The sequence below is a fragment of the Streptococcus bouchesdurhonensis genome, from assembly GCF_948472335.1.
Genome location: NZ_CAOKTW010000003.1, coordinates 361,210 through 378,584 on the forward strand (window position 1 = coordinate 361,210; position 17,375 = coordinate 378,584).

General features: G+C 41.4%; 15 protein-coding genes. 3 read left to right on the forward strand and 12 right to left on the reverse strand.

Annotated features, from left to right (window positions below; genetic code table 11):
• Position 1 precedes the first annotated feature (1 nt).
• The 5 genes from QMQ21_RS07020 to QMQ21_RS07040 all read right to left on the reverse strand — a co-directional run bounded on the left by QMQ21_RS07020 (position 2) and on the right by QMQ21_RS07040 (position 6,406).
• Positions 2-1,246 (reverse strand): restriction endonuclease subunit S, encoded by a 1,245-nt coding sequence (locus QMQ21_RS07020; protein ID WP_261087869.1) that lies wholly within the window; start codon positions 1,244-1,246, stop codon positions 2-4.
• The gene (locus tag QMQ21_RS07025; protein ID WP_261087870.1) at positions 1,230-1,865 is read right to left on the reverse strand and encodes an HNH endonuclease family protein; all 636 of its coding nucleotides are present in this window, start codon (positions 1,863-1,865) and stop codon (positions 1,230-1,232) included. Before QMQ21_RS07025 ends, QMQ21_RS07020 begins: the two co-directional genes overlap by 17 nt.
• Before the next feature lie 161 nt (positions 1,866-2,026).
• Positions 2,027-2,788 (reverse strand): DUF6261 family protein, encoded by a 762-nt coding sequence (locus tag QMQ21_RS07030; RefSeq protein WP_261087871.1) that lies wholly within the window; start codon positions 2,786-2,788, stop codon positions 2,027-2,029.
• Positions 2,789-2,813: 25 nt separating this feature from the next.
• Complete coding sequence (locus QMQ21_RS07035) at positions 2,814-3,029, reverse strand: hypothetical protein (protein WP_049516278.1); 216 nt, start codon at positions 3,027-3,029, stop codon at positions 2,814-2,816.
• Positions 3,030-3,415: 386 nt separating this feature from the next.
• Positions 3,416-6,406 (reverse strand): type I restriction endonuclease subunit R, encoded by a 2,991-nt coding sequence (locus QMQ21_RS07040; RefSeq protein ID WP_261814168.1) that lies wholly within the window; start codon positions 6,404-6,406, stop codon positions 3,416-3,418.
• Between the two features lie 147 nt (positions 6,407-6,553).
• Between QMQ21_RS07040 and QMQ21_RS07045 the strand changes: the two genes are divergently transcribed.
• Positions 6,554-7,171 (forward strand): TVP38/TMEM64 family protein, encoded by a 618-nt coding sequence (locus QMQ21_RS07045; protein WP_175880592.1) that lies wholly within the window; start codon positions 6,554-6,556, stop codon positions 7,169-7,171.
• 42 nt (positions 7,172-7,213) lie between these two features.
• Here the strand turns inward: QMQ21_RS07045 and scrK are convergent, their stop codons facing one another.
• Together scrK and QMQ21_RS07055 are read right to left on the reverse strand one after the other, a co-directional pair.
• The gene (gene scrK / locus QMQ21_RS07050; RefSeq protein ID WP_000164310.1) at positions 7,214-8,101 is read right to left on the reverse strand and encodes a fructokinase ScrK; all 888 of its coding nucleotides are present in this window, start codon (positions 8,099-8,101) and stop codon (positions 7,214-7,216) included.
• Between the two features lie 149 nt (positions 8,102-8,250).
• The gene (locus QMQ21_RS07055; RefSeq protein ID WP_084862947.1) at positions 8,251-10,137 is read right to left on the reverse strand and encodes a sucrose-specific PTS transporter subunit IIBC; all 1,887 of its coding nucleotides are present in this window, start codon (positions 10,135-10,137) and stop codon (positions 8,251-8,253) included.
• Between the two features lie 379 nt (positions 10,138-10,516).
• On the opposite strand from QMQ21_RS07055, the gene QMQ21_RS07060 reads away from it, so the two are divergent.
• Together QMQ21_RS07060 and QMQ21_RS07065 are read left to right on the forward strand one after the other, a co-directional pair.
• Entirely contained in the window at positions 10,517-11,971 is a 1,455-nt protein-coding gene (locus QMQ21_RS07060; protein WP_033685441.1) for a sucrose-6-phosphate hydrolase, read from the forward strand.
• Complete coding sequence (locus QMQ21_RS07065; RefSeq protein ID WP_247930437.1) at positions 11,952-12,917, forward strand: LacI family DNA-binding transcriptional regulator; 966 nt, start codon at positions 11,952-11,954, stop codon at positions 12,915-12,917. Before QMQ21_RS07060 ends, QMQ21_RS07065 begins: the two co-directional genes overlap by 20 nt.
• Before the next feature lie 189 nt (positions 12,918-13,106).
• On the opposite strand, the gene QMQ21_RS07070 is transcribed toward QMQ21_RS07065, so the two are convergent.
• The 5 genes from QMQ21_RS07070 to QMQ21_RS07090 all read right to left on the reverse strand — a co-directional run bounded on the left by QMQ21_RS07070 (position 13,107) and on the right by QMQ21_RS07090 (position 17,303).
• Positions 13,107-14,381: a hydroxymethylglutaryl-CoA reductase, degradative gene (locus tag QMQ21_RS07070; protein WP_261814169.1), complete on the reverse strand. Its 1,275-nt coding sequence runs from the start codon at positions 14,379-14,381 to the stop codon at positions 13,107-13,109.
• On the reverse strand, positions 14,381-15,553 hold the full coding sequence (locus QMQ21_RS07075; RefSeq protein ID WP_261814170.1) for a hydroxymethylglutaryl-CoA synthase: 1,173 nt from the start codon (positions 15,551-15,553) through the stop codon (positions 14,381-14,383). The genes QMQ21_RS07070 and QMQ21_RS07075 overlap by 1 nt, the downstream gene beginning before the upstream one ends.
• A 131-nt stretch (positions 15,554-15,684) precedes the next feature.
• Entirely contained in the window at positions 15,685-15,933 is a 249-nt protein-coding gene (locus tag QMQ21_RS07080; RefSeq protein WP_261041950.1) for a hypothetical protein, read from the reverse strand.
• A 169-nt stretch (positions 15,934-16,102) separates the two neighbouring features.
• Positions 16,103-16,543, reverse strand: a complete 441-nt coding sequence (locus QMQ21_RS07085) for a threonine/serine exporter family protein (protein WP_000176930.1) — start codon at positions 16,541-16,543, stop codon at positions 16,103-16,105.
• Between the two features lies 1 nt (position 16,544).
• On the reverse strand, positions 16,545-17,303 hold the full coding sequence (locus tag QMQ21_RS07090) for a threonine/serine exporter family protein (RefSeq protein ID WP_033686493.1): 759 nt from the start codon (positions 17,301-17,303) through the stop codon (positions 16,545-16,547).
• Positions 17,304-17,375: the final 72 nt, after the last annotated feature.

Genomic DNA, 17,375 nt, shown 5'->3' on the forward strand with positions numbered 1-17,375 from the left:
CTTAAATAAACATATCCTGCAAGAGTTTCTTTTTCAGTGTTTCTAACTGAGAAATTTTTTCGTGGTGAGAATTGATAAGGTTATCGAGTGTGGAAAAATAGGCACCGATGGCTTGTTGTTCAGGGAGAGATGGGATAAGTACTTTTTTCGATAGTAATTCCACTTTAGTAATACCCTTTATTGATGTCCCTTGAAGTTGGTTAACTTCCTTTTGAAGTAATCTATATAGCAAATATGCTGTGAATTCTATATTGGATTTAAGATTTGAGAGTGATAAAAAATCCTGACTTGTTGCGTATTCATGACGCATCACCGCTAACTTCCCAACTCCAACTCTCGTAACAACCGCAATTGAATCTTTTGGTATTATTTTGGCTGATGAACTTTCCAAACCTTTCTCAGAAATACTTTTTTGAACTTTAATCTCAAATAGACAATTTATCCCTAAGTCAGATGACTGAATCCAAGGAATATCCCCATCCCAATATTCCTGAACATTTGTTTTTGGAGTGCCACCACTTTGAAAGTCATCAGCTAAATCATTAATTTCACAAAGCTCCCACTCACCTTCGAATCCATCCAAACGAATCTCAGGGACTGTCTGTCCAGCTTTTGGAAACATCTTGGAGAGCATGGTCGCTTTAAGAGATTGGTAGTTGGTAAGATTATCTTTGTAGCTAGACAGAAGGTCGTCGAGGGTACGGAAAAGGGTACCGATGGCGGATTGTTCAGAGTAAGATGCGATTCCAATCTTCCAATCTCCATATTCTTTCCCATTAACGCCAGGTTGACCTGACCGTTGTGAAGTGATATCAATAAATTGCTTATACTTATCAGTAAGAGTCTGCTGAAAAACAAAATTTCCATCATATGAATCATGTAATCTCGCTCTAATTAAGAATCCAGCATAATAAACTTCACCATCTGATTCTCTGTAAAGATAGGTTTTCCCAACACTCGCACCAGTACGTGCGAATAGGAGATCGTTCTTCTGCAATTTATAGTTTTCATAATTTTCTTCAGAAAAATCAACATCTGGAGAGCTAAGTTTCGCAGTTAAAAACAATCTAGAAGTATCGTCTATATCTGTGATTCTAAGATACTTATGAATACCATCAAAGTTCTTCGCAGGAGCATTTATACCATATTCGATAGCATTTGATATTTCATCAAGTGTTTTATAGTTCCACTTATCATTAAAATTAACAAATCTAATTTTTGGAATTCTTCTATTCTGATTTTTCATAATCACTTCTTTCTGACTGTTTTAACACGTTAGTTTCATTCTTTATTTTCAACACTTTTTCACAATAAGCATCAAAATGATTATTAATAATATCAACTAAATCATTTTTTAAATCACTTGATCTCTTATCAATATCAGATTTCTTAAAATTATTTCTTCTAAAAACTTCATTAATGTAAAACTTTGACTCATCTTCTTCATGTAAGACTTTCTTTTTTTCTTCAAAATTTTCGTTTGAAATTTCTACATTTGTATCTCTATGTAATAAAGTTAAATTCCCTAATTTATTCTTGTCAGAATCACCCAGTTCAAAATCACTTTGAGGTATAATATGTTCCAACTGCCAAATCAATTTACCTTTATGATCTAACTCTGTAAAATCGATTGTTCTATCATTATTTTTAAACTTCTCAATACTAACAAGCAGAAAACGAGTGAAGTGAACGTGAGTCCCACGATAGTAATTTTCTCGTCTCCTATTCTCGTCATTCATAAAACTCAAGATTACTTCTTGGTAGTTCCCTGTTTGCAGATACCTATGCTTTTTATCCTGTTTCTCAAAATAATCTAAAAATTTAGTTCCAAATACTTTTTTAAAACTACTTCGTAACTCCTGCATGTATTTCCTCTTTCTTAACTTCTGAATCAACCTATCATCGTGTCAAATGAAAATATAGTCTTTTGACATTTTTCTATGAGATACTCTTGTTAAACTATACTAAAATTATACCACGAAACCACAAAAATCCCCCTTAGAAATCCGCTTCTAAGGGGTTGTCTTTATCCTGCTGCTTGGGCTGGTTCTGCTGGTTTGGTCTTTTTATCTTTCTTGCTACTAGTGATGAGACGGCGTTTGCTATCTCGGATGCCATTAAGTTCCTTGAGGAGTTGAGTCAGGTGTTCCTTTTCAGGATAGGCTTCTGCACTGGCTGCGGTATAGCGCATAAAGAGGTCGTAGCTGGTTGAAAGTTCGATACGGAGTTGTCTGGTCTTGCCAACTTCCTTGGCAGACTTAGAAGCACGCGCCTTACTTTCCACTTGGTCATATTCCTCTTGAGCATTGACCACCGCCGTCAGCATAGGGGTCAGTCCTAGACTGGTAACTGCCTCATGATAGGGTGTTTCACTAAGCGTTTTGAGCAGGCTCTTGATTTCTGCCGTCTCTACATCATTGCTGTGCTTAGTGATGTCCTTGTACTTGGCAAAGACTGGTTTCAGAGTTTCATGAGCTTCTTTGAGCTTAACATCCTTAATCTTAGCAAATCCTCTATGAAGGGTAAAGAGACCGACCAAGGCACTATCACGATTGCGATCAACTTCTGTCAGATTACTAGACTCTTTCGTTTCCACCACTGCAAGTTGAGCTTGAAAATCATCCAGCTTAGTTTTGAAGGGTTCCAAATGTTTGGCATACATAGCTTCATCCTTGTTTGCCTTAGAGAAAGTGAGCAAAATTTGATGAGTATCCATCATCAGGCTTTCAAACTCACGGTTGGTAAAGTTGCTGTAACTAAGAGGGCGAATAGCGTATGTTTTTGTCATGATGATATCCTTTCTATTTAACGAATCATTTATTATCTTCTCTATCAAACCAAGACTGGATTAGTTCTGGAAGATAGACCTGTTTTTGATCTGTTTTTACAATGCTTCCTTGTCTAGGAGGTTGAACCAAAGGTCTATCCTTAAATACAAAGACTTGAAACAATGCACAGACCAAAAATAGAAGCCCCCATAAAGGAAGTGTCGATAGCATACTCTCCTCATCATCTTTAACTTTCTTCATCAATTTTTCTCCTTTAAGTTGATACATTCATTCTAACAGTTTCCAAAACATTTTAACCCCCATCCGCTCAACTGTCATTATTTCCATTCAAAATGTACTTTTCAGGACAAATCAGACAGTTCCAAATTAAAAAATCTCTATCTGACTAGACAAACATTCCGTCTGTTAGATAGAGACTCTTACTATTTTTGGAGTTTAACTTTTCTAGCTTTAGAATACATATAAACTTTAGGGAAGACGACTATTCGAAAGTTCGAAGACCTCAAAACTTTCGTAGATAAGCTATTCGAAACGAAGAATACTTTTAAATTTATGGAATAACAATTGTTCTAAACATAGAATACATTTAAACTTTAGGATAGAGACCTATTCTAAGTCTAGAAGGACTATCTCCCAACCCTCAACGGCTCAATGACTTCCTCTACTAGCTGGGTATAGGCTTCCTTGATTTGTTTTTTATAGAGGAGAGGATTGAGGGCATCTGCCACCTCTAGCTTATAGTCCTGATAGCGCTGGCTCTTAGTCAGTTGGCTTTCTCCTAGTTGTTTTTTAGCTCCCTTACGGTAATGTTCGGCATAGTAACGGAGTTCATCCTCGCCGACATACCAGCGCTTGCTAAAGACTTGGATATGTTGCTGGATGACAGCCTCTATCATCTGATCCAAGATATTGGCAATGGACTGACCACGATAGCTTTCTGGATGTTCTTGAACTTCTCTCCACAGTTCAGTGATAATCTGAGCAAGATTGGGATTGGTCTTCTCAAGACTCTGAATATAGTTATCCACGGCTTCCTTATCTTGAGAGCTTAGGTGCTTTTCTTGACTTTGACCTTGTTCAATCAGGCTTTGGATCAAGGTTAGGATATAGGCATAGTTGATTTCGTCCACTTGGATAGACTCCAGTTCATAGTGGATATCAAGTGGCTCTCCATCGTCATCATCCTCTACTCGACTTTTTAATTCTGCAAGGACATTTCGATAAAGGCCCAGATACCTTTCCAACTTCTCTCCATCAAGTCCCGTCTGACTGTAAACTTCTTCCTCATCATACTCTTTATACACTCGGATAGAGGCTAGGTACTTATCAAGAGCTTGATAGGTTTTAGCTAGTTTCCTCAACTCAGGCGTAGAGACTTGCTCGAAATCTAGACCATTCACATAGTCATCAGTAGCAAGATTTTTGAAATCACTGCAACTCCGTAAAAAGTTCCTCTTTTCCTCTTCCCAGCTTGGAGCTAGAACCTCGTTTTCACCACCATTTGAGTAGAGCTTGAGGGCATTATCTACTGCTTCCTTAAAGGCTAGAGGCTTTTGGAAGGTGATGATATGACCGTAGGTCTTACTGCTGTCAAAAATACGGTTGGTTCGGCTAAAAGCCTGAATCAAGTCCTGCGGTTGCATGGGCTTGCGGTCGATAAAGAGAGTTGACAGACAAGGGGCATCAAACCCCGTTAGGAGACGATTGACTACGATGACTAAGTCCAACTGCTCATTGCGATAGAGGTATTTGTCCTGCTTTCGAGCTAGGCGGTTATTGACATCCGTATTAAAGCCACGCAGATCCGCCATGGTAAAATGGGTATCAAACTCTTGGTTATAGTCTTCTAAAACCTGCTTCATGTGGTCTTGATTGGCTCTTGAGTCTTCTTCATTTTCTGTGACCGAGTAAGTGATAGTCGCCTTTGGAAAGTCAGGAAGGACCTGCTTGACCCTCTCCGATACCTTGACTCTCGTCTCCCCAGCCTTGACTCGTTTGAGGAGATCATAGCAGGCTTGAGCTTGAGGGATTGACTTGACGGTCAGGATAGCATTATAGGTCTTACCCACTCCTTTTTGGAAGCCTAGCTGTTGACGAGATTTATTGATAATGGCATCCAAGACTTCCAGCATATGCTCCTCATCCTCGTAGACAGTATCTGGTATGTCATTTTCAGATTTATCCGTGATGAGGGTATTGCGATAATCTACCTTAAAGCCTAAAACTGCTCCATCATGGATGGCTTCCTTGACTGTATACTCATGGAGACGGTCTCCGTACTGTTGCTGGGTGGTTTGAGCTAGATCGCCGACTTGCTGGCGTTTATTTTCCTTAAAGATAGGTGTGCCTGTAAAGCCATACCAGAGAGACTGTGGGAAAAAGGTCTGAATGTCTTTTTGTGTTTGAGGTGTTACGGCACGGTGGCATTCATCCACGACAAAGGCCACTCGAAGGCCCCTGATTTTGTCCGCATCACGCTGGTAAAGTCCTTGCTCAAACTTACGCATCATGGTGGTGATTTTCTGGATAGTAGTTACCACCACACGCTTATCGTTACTTCCTAGTCGCTTGACCAAATCATGAGTATTATCCGTCTCATCGATATCAATGACATCATTGGTCGCATAGGAGAGAAATGACGAAGTGGTCTGTTGATCCAAGTCCCTTCGGTCAACGACAAAAATCGTCTTTTGGATGGAAGGAATATGGAGGAGATTCCGAGCTACCTTATAAGAAGTCAGGGTCTTACCTGAACCTGTCGTGTGCCAGACATATCCTGATGCTTGCTGGCGAGAGGCTTCTTGCACTGCTTCGATTGCATGGATCTGGTAGGGACGCAGGAGGATAAGAGCCTTCTTGCTATCATCAAGGACAGAATACTGCATAACCATCTGGTGGGCACGAGGGATGGAAAGGACTTCGTGGGCAAAACTGGTCAAGCTCGTTATGGGTTGGTTGTCTTTATCCACCCACTTAGTTAGAAATTGCTTGTTGAGTTTATTTTCCCTAGCCGCAGCGATATAGCGTGTGTCTACTTTATTGGTCACAACAAACATCTGTAAGCTAGAGTAGATGCCACGGAACTTTCCTTCTCTATCATACTTCTTAATTTGATGAAAGGCATCTAGAAAAGCAACCCGGGGACTTTTAAGCTCGATCTGAATCATTGGAAGGCCATTGATCAAGAGGGTCACATCTAGCCTACGGTCTTGATCCTGAGGATTTATCTTATCTCTCTCGACTTGGTTGACAACCTCATAACTAGACTTACCAGCTGCGATATTATCTCGCCAAATGACAGATAAACGGATAGTCCCCAAACTAGCATCTTCTCTCTGAACCTCAACCTTGGCAATGCCATTTTCGCCGACCAACCACTTGGCCGCATCATAGTAGCTAATAAAGTTCAGTTGATTCTTTATCTGGCGTTTTTCCTGTTCTGTCAGGGGATGATCTGCCAATAGAGCCACATTGTTCTGGGCTAGCTTTTCAAAAAAATTTTCCCATAATTGCTCTTCTGTTTTGAGATCTTCTCTGTATGTCCATTGACTTTCCCCAGTTACCAGTTGGCTGATCAGTTGTTTTTCTATCTCCAATTCTGGTTTTACCTGTATCATACTCTCTCCTTTGCTACATGTCTGCTCCCTTTATTATAGCATGTTTAGCCTCAAAATCCATCACTCTTCCTATAGCAAAAACACTCATTCCCCCTTTCTCCTCCAAAATATGGTATAGTAGAGTTATACTATCTATGAGGAGTTTACATGTCACAGGATAAACAAATGAAAGCTGTTTCTCCCCTTTTACAGCAAGTTATCAACATCTCATCGATTATCGGTGGGGTTGGGAGTTTGATTTTCTGTATTTGGGCTTATCAGGCTGGAATTTTACAGTCTAAGGAAACCCTCTCTGCCTTTATCCAGCAGGCAGGGATCTGGGGGCCACCTCTCTTTATCTTTTTACAGATTTTACAGACTGTCGTTCCTATCATTCCTGGGGCCTTGACCTCGGTGGCTGGGGTCTTTATCTACGGACACATCATCGGGACTATCTACAACTATATCGGCATTGTCATTGGCTGTGCCATTATCTTTTATCTGGTGCGCCTCTATGGGGCCGCCTTTGTCCAGTCTGTCGTCAGCAAGCGTACCTATGACAAGTATATCGGTTGGTTGGATAAGGGCAATCGTTTTGACCGTTTCTTTATCTTTATGATGATTTGGCCCATTAGTCCAGCTGACTTTCTCTGTATGCTGGCTGCCCTGACCAAGATGAGTTTCAAGCGCTATATGACCATCATCATTCTGACCAAGCCCTTTACTCTCGTGGTTTATACCTACGGTCTGACCTATATTATTGACTTTTTCTGGCAAATGCTTTGACACGTAAAAAATCCGTTTGGTTTCCCAAGCGGATTTTGTGCTTTATTTTGAAACTTCTTTTGCAAGGACAAAGTTCCCAAGTGTGGCAGAACCATTTCCTGCGACTGCGGGCGTTACAATGTAATCACGCACATCTGGTACTGGTAGGTAGCCGTTGAGAAGAGATGTAAATTTCTCACGGACACGATCCAGCATGTGTTGTTGTGCCATGACCCCTCCACCAAAGACAATCACGTCTGGGCGGAAAGTCACTGTCGCATTAACCGCAGCTTGAGCGATATAGTAGGCTTGAACATCCCAAACAGGGTTGTTGAGTTCAATATTTTCCCCACGAACACCTGTACGAGCTTCCAAACTTGGACCAGCTGCATAGCCTTCCAGACATCCCTTATGGAAAGGACAAACACCCTTAAACTCTTTTTCAATATCCATTGGGTGTCTAGCAACATAATAATGACCCATCTCAGGGTGACCCACACCACCGATAAACTCTCCACGTTGGATAACACCAGCACCGATACCTGTACCGATTGTGTAGTAAACCAAGTTTTCGATACGACCACCAGCATTGTTACGGGCAACCACTTCACCATAAGCAGAGCTGTTTACGTCTGTTGTGAAGTACATTGGCACGTTGAGGGCGCGACGAAGGGCACCAAGCAAGTCCACATTTGCCCAGTTTGGTTTTGGAGTCGTTGTGATAAAACCATAAGTTTTTGAGTTTTTGTCAATATCAATGGGACCAAATGAACCAACTGCAAGACCAGCAAGGTTATCGAATTTTGAGAAGAACTCAATGGTTTTATCGATTGTTTCGATTGGAGTTGTTGTTGGAAATTGTGTTTTTTCTACAACGTTAAAGTTTTCATCACCGACAGCACAGACAAACTTTGTACCGCCCGCTTCCAAGCTTCCATATAATTTTGTCATGATAAACCTCTTGTTTTTATTTTCTTTATTATAGCATATTTTAAAAATCTAAGTTTCTCAATTTTTTAGATTTTCCTCTGTAAATCTTACCATTCAAGCAAAAACGAACAAACATGTCATTTGTTCGTTTTCACATTAGAGAGGATTGATTAGATTTTCACTTCGATCACAGCATCCCCCTTCGCAACTGAACCTGTTGCGACTGGAGCTACTGAAGCGTAGTCAGCTGTATTTGTAACGATAACCATTGTTGTATCATCAAGTCCAGCTGCAGCGATTTTGTTTGAGTCAAATGTTCCAAGAACATCGCCAGCTTTCACCTTGTCACCTTGAGCAACTTTTGCTTCAAAACCTTCACCATTCATAGATACAGTGTCAATACCAACGTGGATCAAAACTTCAGCACCATCAGTTGTTTTCAAACCAAAAGCGTGTCCTGTTGGAAAGGCAATTGAAACTTCAGCATCAGCTGGTGCATATACCACACCTTGGCTAGGTTTCACAGCGATACCTTGTCCCATAGCTCCACTTGAGAATACTGGGTCATTAACATCAGCAAGAGCAACAACGTCACCAACGATAGGAGTTACAAGTGTTTCATTTTGAAGAGTTGCTGGAATGTTACCAGTTGTTTCTTCTTGGACCAAACGTTCTGTCTCTACTTCAGTAGCAACTTCTTTTTCATCCTCATAACCAAACATATAAGTAAGAGCGAAACCAAGAACGAATGATACAGCTACCATAAGAAGGTATTGTGCAAGTTGTCCGTTACCGATGTAAAGCATTGTACCAGGGATGACGGTGATACCATTACCAGTACCTGCAAGTCCAAGGATAGAAGCCAATCCACCACCGATTGCACCAGCAATCAATGAAAGGAAGAATGGTTTACGGAAACGCAAGTTAACCCCGAAAATAGCAGGCTCTGTAATACCTAGGAAGGCAGAAAGAGCAGCTGGGAAAGCAAGTGTTTTTAGTTTTGGATTTTTAGTTTTAACACCAACCGCAACAGTCGCAGCACCTTGAGCTGTCATAGCAGCTGTGATGATCGCGTTGAATGGGTTAGCATGGTCAGCAGCAAGCAATTGAACTTCAAGCAAGTTGAAAATGTGGTGCACACCTGACACGACAATCAATTGGTGAACCCCACCGATCAAGAAACCACCAAGACCAAATGGCAAGCTGAGGATCGCTTTTGTAGCGATAAGGATGTAGTTTTCAACGACGTGGAAGACCGGTCCAATGACAAAGAGTCCAAGGATAGACATGACCAAAAGTGTAACAAATGGCGTTACCAAGAGGTCAATGACATCTGGAACAACCTTGCGGACAGCTTTTTCAAATTTAGCTCCGACAACCCCGATGATGAAGGCTGGAAGAACAGAACCTTGCAAACCAACAACAGGGATGAAACCAAAGAAGTTCATAGCTGTTACTTCACCACCTGAAGCGACTGCCCAAGCGTTTGGAAGCGAGTCAGAAACAAGCATCATACCAAGAACGATACCAACGGCTGGATTTCCACCGAATACACGGAAGGTTGACCACACAACCAAACCTGGCAAGATGATAAAGGCTGTATCTGTCAAGATTTGCGTGTAAGTTGTCACGTCAGCTGGAAGTGTCATTCCAAGAGCAGTCAATAGACCACGTACACCCATGAAAAGACCTGTTGCTACGATAACTGGGATGATTGGAACAAAAACGTCACCGAAAGTACGGATAGCACGTTGGAACCAGTTCCCTTGTTTGGCAGCTTCTGCTTTCATATCATCTTTAGATGATGTTGGCAAACCAAGTGCAACAACTTCATCGTACATTTTGTTAACTGTACCTGTACCAAAGATGATTTGGTATTGACCTGAGTTAAAGAAAGCACCTTGAACTTTTTCCAAGTTCTCAATCACTTCTTTATTGATTTTTCCTTCATCTTTGACCATGACACGAAGACGAGTCGCACAGTGGGCAACACTGTTGACATTTTCACGTCCGCCCAAGGCATCGATGACTTTTTTTGCAATTTCCTGATTGTTCATTTGCAAAAATCTCCTTATATAAAATTTTGTTCTTGTTTGAAAGCGATTTTATCCGCCCTACGACTATTATTTTATCATGTTTTAGAAATATGTCAAGCGTTTTGCAGAAAAAATATTCTATCCACTTAGTAAGCATGCTTTAGATTGATTGATTTTGACTGTTTTATCAGGTATTCCTTGAAAAAATAAGTTTAAAATCTTATTTAAAAGGGTTTTGTTTCATTCTCTTTCATATTTTCGTGAAAATTTGATTGATTTCCTGCATTTATTTTGTGACAAACGTTTGACAGTTTTTTCTTTTTTTTAACATAAAAGGCTTGCTTTTTTTTCCGAAAACGGTTACTATTAAAAGTGATAAGATTTTTGGAGGAATGAATGAATGAAATGGACAACTGAGCGTCGTTACAGACTTTATCAAGATTGGACGCAAGAAGAAATTCAACATATAAAAGAAAATATGGCACAATCTCCATGGCATACTCATTACCATGTTGAGCCAAAAACAGGACTCCTAAACGACCCAAATGGCTTTTCTTACTTTGATGGAAAGTGGATTGTTTTTTATCAGAACTTTCCTTTTGGTGCAGCCCATGGTTTGAAATCTTGGGTTCAATTGGAAAGTGAGGACTTGGTTCATTTCACAGAAACTGGAGTCAAAGTTTTGCCTGACACTCCATTAGATAGCCACGGTGCCTACTCTGGTTCTGCCATGCAGTTTGGCGATAACTTATTCCTATTTTATACAGGAAATGTCCGCGATGAAAATTGGATCCGTCACCCATACCAGATTGGGGCTTTGATGGATAAGGAAGGCAATATTACGAAGATTGACAAGATCTTAATTGACCAGCCGGCAGACTCTACAGACCACTTCCGCGATCCGCAAATTTTTAACTTCAAGGGCCAATACTATGCTATCGTCGGTGGACAGGACTTGGAGAAAAAAGGCTTCGTTCGTCTCTACAAAGCTATTGACAACGACTACACAAACTGGCAAGCTGTTGGCGACCTTGACTTTGCTAACGACCGCACTGCCTATATGATGGAATGCCCAAATCTGATCTTTGTAGGGGAGCAACCTGTCCTTCTTTACTGCCCACAAGGATTGGATAAGAAAGTTCTAGATTACGATAATATCTATCCAAATATGTATAAGATTGGGGCTTCCTTTGACCCTGAAAATGCCAAAATGGTAGATGTGTCTCAACTTCAAAACATGGACTATGGTTTCGAAGCCTATGCAACTCAAGCCTTCAACTCTCCTGATGGACGTGCTCTAGCTGTTAGCTGGCTTGGTTTGCCAGATGTTTCTTACCCTTCTGATCGTTTTGACCACCAAGGAACCTTCTCTTTGGTCAAAGAACTCACTATCAAAGACGGTAAACTCTACCAATACCCAGTCGCAGCTGTCAAGGACCTTCGTGCTTCTGAAGAAGCCTTCTCAAATCGTGCCCAAACCAATAACACTTACGAACTTGAACTCAACTTGGAAGCCAATAGCCAGAGCGAGATTGTCTTACTTGCTGATAAAGAAGGCAAGGGACTTTCAATCAACTTTGACCTTGTAAATGGTCAAGTGACAGTGGATCGTAGCCAAGCTGGTGAACAGTACGCTCAAGAATTTGGGACAACTCGTTCTTGCCCAATCGATAACCAGGCTACTACTGCTACAATCTTCATCGATAACTCTGTCTTTGAAATTTTCATCAATAAAGGAGAAAAAGTATTTTCTGGTCGTGTCTTCCCACATGCGGACCAAAATGGTATCCTGATCAAATCTGGAAACCCAACTGGAACTTACTATGAATTAGATTATGGTCGCAAAACTAACTGATGTCGCCAAACTTGCAGGCGTCAGCCCTACTACCGTTTCTCGGGTTATCAATAAAAAAGGCTATTTATCAGAGAAAACTATTCAAAAGGTCAATGAAGCCATGCGGGAATTGGGCTATAAACCCAACAACCTAGCTCGTAGTCTGCAAGGAAAATCGGCTAAATTAATCGGCTTGATTTTCCCAAATATTTCCAACGTTTTCTACGCAGAATTGATTGATAAGCTGGAACACCAACTCTTCAAAAATGGTTATAAGACCATCATCTGCAACAGTGAGCACGATTCTGAAAAGGAACGCGAATACATCGAAATGTTGGAAGCTAATCAGGTAGACGGCATCATTTCTGGTAGTCACAACTTGGGAATCGAAGACTACAATCGTGTGACAGCACCGATTATTTCCTTTGACCGAAATCTGTCTCCAGACATTCCAGTCGTTTCCTCTGACAATTATGCTGGTGGGGTTCTCGCAGCCCAGACCTTAGTCAAGACAGGTGCCCAGTCTATCATCATGATTACAGGGAATGACAATTCTAATTCGCCAACCGGACTACGCCACGCTGGCTTTGCATCTATTCTCCCCAAAGCACCTATTATCAATGTTTCCAGTGACTTTTCTCCAGTCAGAAAAGAAATGGAAATCAAGAATATCTTGACCCATCAAAAACCAGATGCCATCTTTGCTTCGGATGATTTGACCGCTATTCTAGTCATTAAAATTGCCCAAGAACTGGGTATTTCTGTTCCTGAAGAGCTCAAGGTCATCGGCTATGATGGTACCTACTTTATCGAGAATTACTATCCTCATTTGACGACTGTGAAGCAACCTATGCAAGAGATTGCCCAACTCACTGTTGACCTACTCTTACAAAAAATCGAAGGTAAGGAAGTCGCGACAACTGGTTACTTCTTACCAGTCACCCTATTACCAGGAAAAAGTATTTAATACTCTTCAAAAATCTCTTCAAACCACGTCAGCGTCGCCTTACCGTAGATATATGTAACTGACTTCGTCAGTCTTATCTACAACCTCAAAGCAGTGCTTTGAGCAGCTTGCGGCTAGCTTCCTAGTTTGCTCTTTGATTTTCATTGAGTATAAGCACAAGAAAACTCAGACTGCCTTCGTCTGAGTTTTTTATAATCTTAAATTTTCGAGATAGCGCTGGGCTGTCTCAAGGTTAAAGGTTTTATCTGCGATAAGTTGCTCGACTAGGGGAGCAACTTCAGATTCACTGGCACCTGCTAGGAGAGCCAAGGATTTGGCCTGCAATTTCATGTGCCCTTGCTGAATCCCTGTGCTCACCAAGGCTTTGAGAGCCGCAAAGTTTTGGGCAAGACCGATAGACACGATAAGCTGGGCTAATTCTTTAGCAGAAGGATTTCCCAGTAGTTCATGACTGAGGGCTACACGAGGGTTGAGACCGATAGAGCCACCCTTTGTCGCTACAGGCATAGGCAGGGTCATCTCACCGACCAATTCTTCTCTCTCAACGTCCAGCGTCCATTGACTAAGACCTTGGTAGCGCCCGTCTCGACTGGCAAAAGCATGAGCTCCTGCCTCAATAGCACGCCAGTCATTACCAGTGGCAATCAAAATGGCATCAATACCATTAAAAATCCCTTTATTGTGGGTAGCTGCTCGATAAGGATCAGCCTGCGCCAATTGGCTAGCCAACGCCATTTTCTCCGCAATCTCTCGTCCTTGATCCTTTTGGCGGCTCAAGTAGCGAAAGGCGATGCGACAGCTTGCAGTCACCAGAGAATCGGTCGCGTAATTAGACAGAATTCCCATGAGACTCTGTCCCTGGCTGAGTTCTTCTAAGACTGGTTTCAAGGCTTCTAGCATGGTGTTGAGCATATTAGCACCCATAGCTTCTTGGGTATCGACATGGAGATAAACAACGAGAAAGTCTGTTTCGCCTTCAATCTGTTCTATATGTAGATCACGCGCCCCGCCCCCGCGTTTAACAATGGAAGGATAGGCTTGATTGGCAAGTTCCAAGAGTTCTACTTTCTTGCCGTCAATCTTTTCTTGCGCTAAATCTGGATCAGCAACTTGATAAAGGGCTACCTGCCCAATCATCTGGCGCTGATGAACCTGAGCAGTAAAGCCACCTGCTCGCTTGATGATTTTACTTGCATAGCTGGCCGCAGCAACCACGGACGGTTCTTCTGTCACATAGGGAACTGTGTATTCCTGACCGTTAACGAGAACCTCTGGGACCAGCGAATAAGGCAGAGAAAAAGTTCCCACTACATTCTCACTCAGCTGGTCTGCCACAGTCACACTAATCTGTTCATCCTGCTCCAAACTCTCTTGTCTCTCAGGACTAAGGAGCGCCTGAGCTTTTAACAGCTCGAGGCGCTCTTGGTATGATTTTTTAGAAAATCCATTCCAACTTATCTTCATTATTTTTCAACCTTGCTATAACGGCGTTGGTGGTCAACAATTTCAACCAAGGCAAAATCTTGATTTTCATAGCCAGCAAACTGGGCAGAATTTGTTTCATCCAAGTCTACTTCTTCAAAGAAGACTTTTTCATAGTCAGCAACAGACAGGGCAGTTCGTTGGTTGAGCTTATTCAAGCGGCCTTTATCCAGATAAGCTTCATATCCTTCAACCAATTCACCACTGAAGAACTCAGCCACAGCACCACTTCCGTAACTATAAAGGGCAATTTTATCCCCAGCCTTCAAGCTATCTGTATTTTCCAAGAGAGACAAAAGTCCAAGGAAAAGCGAACCTGTATAGATATTCCCCACCTTTTGACTGTAGAGAATAGACTGGTCAAAATGGTTTTGCAAGAGGTCTTTTTTCTCTTGAGGCAGGCTCTTATCCATGATTTTTTTCAAGCCTTTTAGCGCTAATTTAGGGTAAGGCAAGTGGAAACAAACAGCCGCAAAATCATCTAAAGTAAGCTGGTAGCGTTTTTGGTATTCAAGCCAAGTCGTTTTCAAACTATCTAGATATTGTTGGGTAGAATAGACACCATTTACATAAGGAGTTGTTGAGTAATTTGGACGCCAGAAATCCATGATATCACGGGTCTGAGCCACATTGTCATTATTAAAGGCCATAATGCGTGGATTTTGTGTAATCAACATGGCCACACTTCCAGCACCCTGAGTGGGTTCTCCTGGAGTTTCAATACCGTATTTGGCAATATCACTGGCAATGACCAAGACCTTGGACTCTGGAGAATTTTCCACATGCAATTTGGCATAATGAAGGGCCGCTGTCGCTCCATAGCAGGCTTCTTTAATCTCGAAACTACGAGCAAAGGGCTGGATGCCCAGCAAACCATGCACAAAGACGGCCGCAGCTTTACTTTGGTCAATTCCTGACTCGGTAGCCACAATGACCATGTCAATTTCTGCTCTTTCTTGCTCAGTTAAAATAGAGTCACTAGCACTGGCCGCCAAAGTCACGATGTCCTCAGTTAAGGGCGCAATACTCAATTCCTTGAGTAAGAGTCCTTTGCTTAATTTTTCAGGGTCAATTCCCCTCGCTTCTGCTAAGTCTTGTAATTTCAAGACATATTGACTGGTCGCAAAACCAATCTTATCAATACCGATTGTCATATTTACCTCTGTTTTATCATTCGTTGTAAAAAATCGTTCTATACTATTTTATCACAAATGGCAGTAAAAGAGAGAAAAAAGACTTGATTCACCAAATCAAGTCGCTTATTCGTCACAGTTTTAAATAATGATTAGTTGCTATAGAGTTCACCAACATAAGTAGCTTTATAAGCCCCATTCTCAGTTATCAGTTCCTGGAGGATTAAATTTCCTGAGTAAGTCCTTCCCATCTCATCTACAAATTCTTGATAAAACTGACTAGTCGGAATTTCTCTGATATTCTTATCAAATGTCTTGTCAAGTGTTTTACTAACCTTCTCAGCAATCAACTGATTCTCTTGCAATCCACTTTGAAACTCTGAGCTCGAACTAGAAACCATGACTGGGATAAACAATAAAGTCAGTAGACTTACAAACAATAAGGAAAATAGTAATTTTTTCATGATTTTTCCTCCTTTCTATATATAGAATACTACATAGAGAAAGCGTTGTCAATGCATTTGTCTCATTTTTCAGAAAATTCTTTTATTTCTGTAAATTCTCCAATGCTCAATGTGTTTTTATATAATGATACAGTCTGAGAATCACTGTTCCACTAGCCATTCCAATGGAAATCACCAAAGCCAACATAACAACCAAGGTTGCACTAGCAATGGCATGACTGTAATCTCCCGTCACAAAAAAGGCAGTTGTCCGATAGGAGAGATAACCCGGAACCAGAGGTGCTAAGATGGCCAAGATAAAGACCACAGCAGGTGTCTTATAAAGAATACTTAAAATCTGGCTGACGCAAGAACCGATAATGGCTGCAATAAAAGTAGCCACAATAACATTGGTCGGTTCCTTGAGCAAAAGATAAATTAGCCAGACAGCCATGCCCAAAATTCCTCCTGGTAAGAGCATAGAACGTTGAACATTGAGTACGATTAAAAAAGTGATGATAGCAAGAAGACTTGCTACTGCTTGTAATAAAAAGGTTGTTAGTGTCATATTAATTCATCAATACCAAGGCGACAGAAGTTCCCGCCCCTAAAGCAAGGGTAATGAGCAGGGATTCAAACATCTTACTCATACCAGAGTTTATGTGGTTGGTCATAATATCACGAACCGCATTGGTCAAGGCAATCCCTGGTACAAACGGCATGACCGCACCAGCTATAATCAAATCTGCCGTTGAAGGAAAACCTGTGTAGCGAGCCCAAAACTGGGCAATCATCCCAAAGACAAAGGCTCCAGCAAAGGCCGTTACAAAGGGAATTCGGATAAACTTCTCCACATAGAGGGAAAAGGCAAAACCAAATAAGGTAGCCACTCCTGCCCCAAGTGCGTCGTAGATATTTCCACTAAACATAATCGAAAAGAAAGGGGCGCTAAAGGTCGCAGCCAGAGTTACCTGCAACTTAGTATAAGGAAGGGGCTGGTCTTGCAAAGCCGTCAATTGCTTGAAGGCTGTCTCTAAATCAAGATTTCCTCCTACCAACTGACGAGAAATCTGGTTCACATCACAGACTTTTTCAATATTATAAGAAGAGGAAGTCACGCGTTTCATTCGCGAAATATTGGTATTTTCAATGGAGAAAAAGATAGCAGCAGGCATGGCAAGAACATTGCAATCCACAATCCCCTGCGAATGCGCAATACGGATCATGGTATCTTCTACACGATGAATCTCTGAGCCACTTTTGAGAAGAATGGTTCCAGCTAACATAATCACATCGATGACGGCATTTAATTCTCTTGATTCTTCCATGCGTTCCTCCTTTTATCAACTTCCTCTATTCTATCACAAATCCGGACTCAAAAAAAATCTTTGCCATGAAAT

Coding starts and splice junctions, on each gene's coding strand:
- QMQ21_RS07020 (WP_261087869.1), bottom strand. CDS start 1,246: ATGAAAAATCAGAATAGAAGAATTCCAAAAATTAGATTTGTTAATTTT.
- QMQ21_RS07025 (WP_261087870.1), bottom strand. CDS start 1,865: ATGCAGGAGTTACGAAGTAGTTTTAAAAAAGTATTTGGAACTAAATTT.
- QMQ21_RS07030 (WP_261087871.1), bottom strand. CDS start 2,788: ATGACAAAAACATACGCTATTCGCCCTCTTAGTTACAGCAACTTTACC.
- QMQ21_RS07035 (WP_049516278.1), bottom strand. CDS start 3,029: ATGAAGAAAGTTAAAGATGATGAGGAGAGTATGCTATCGACACTTCCT.
- QMQ21_RS07040 (WP_261814168.1), bottom strand. CDS start 6,406: ATGATACAGGTAAAACCAGAATTGGAGATAGAAAAACAACTGATCAGC.
- QMQ21_RS07045 (WP_175880592.1), top strand. CDS start 6,554: ATGTCACAGGATAAACAAATGAAAGCTGTTTCTCCCCTTTTACAGCAA.
- scrK (WP_000164310.1), bottom strand. CDS start 8,101: ATGACAAAATTATATGGAAGCTTGGAAGCGGGCGGTACAAAGTTTGTC.
- QMQ21_RS07055 (WP_084862947.1), bottom strand. CDS start 10,137: ATGAACAATCAGGAAATTGCAAAAAAAGTCATCGATGCCTTGGGCGGA.
- QMQ21_RS07060 (WP_033685441.1), top strand. CDS start 10,517: ATGAAATGGACAACTGAGCGTCGTTACAGACTTTATCAAGATTGGACG.
- QMQ21_RS07065 (WP_247930437.1), top strand. CDS start 11,952: ATGGTCGCAAAACTAACTGATGTCGCCAAACTTGCAGGCGTCAGCCCT.
- QMQ21_RS07070 (WP_261814169.1), bottom strand. CDS start 14,381: ATGAAGATAAGTTGGAATGGATTTTCTAAAAAATCATACCAAGAGCGC.
- QMQ21_RS07075 (WP_261814170.1), bottom strand. CDS start 15,553: ATGACAATCGGTATTGATAAGATTGGTTTTGCGACCAGTCAATATGTC.
- QMQ21_RS07080 (WP_261041950.1), bottom strand. CDS start 15,933: ATGGTTTCTAGTTCGAGCTCAGAGTTTCAAAGTGGATTGCAAGAGAAT.
- QMQ21_RS07085 (WP_000176930.1), bottom strand. CDS start 16,543: ATGACACTAACAACCTTTTTATTACAAGCAGTAGCAAGTCTTCTTGCT.
- QMQ21_RS07090 (WP_033686493.1), bottom strand. CDS start 17,303: ATGGAAGAATCAAGAGAATTAAATGCCGTCATCGATGTGATTATGTTA.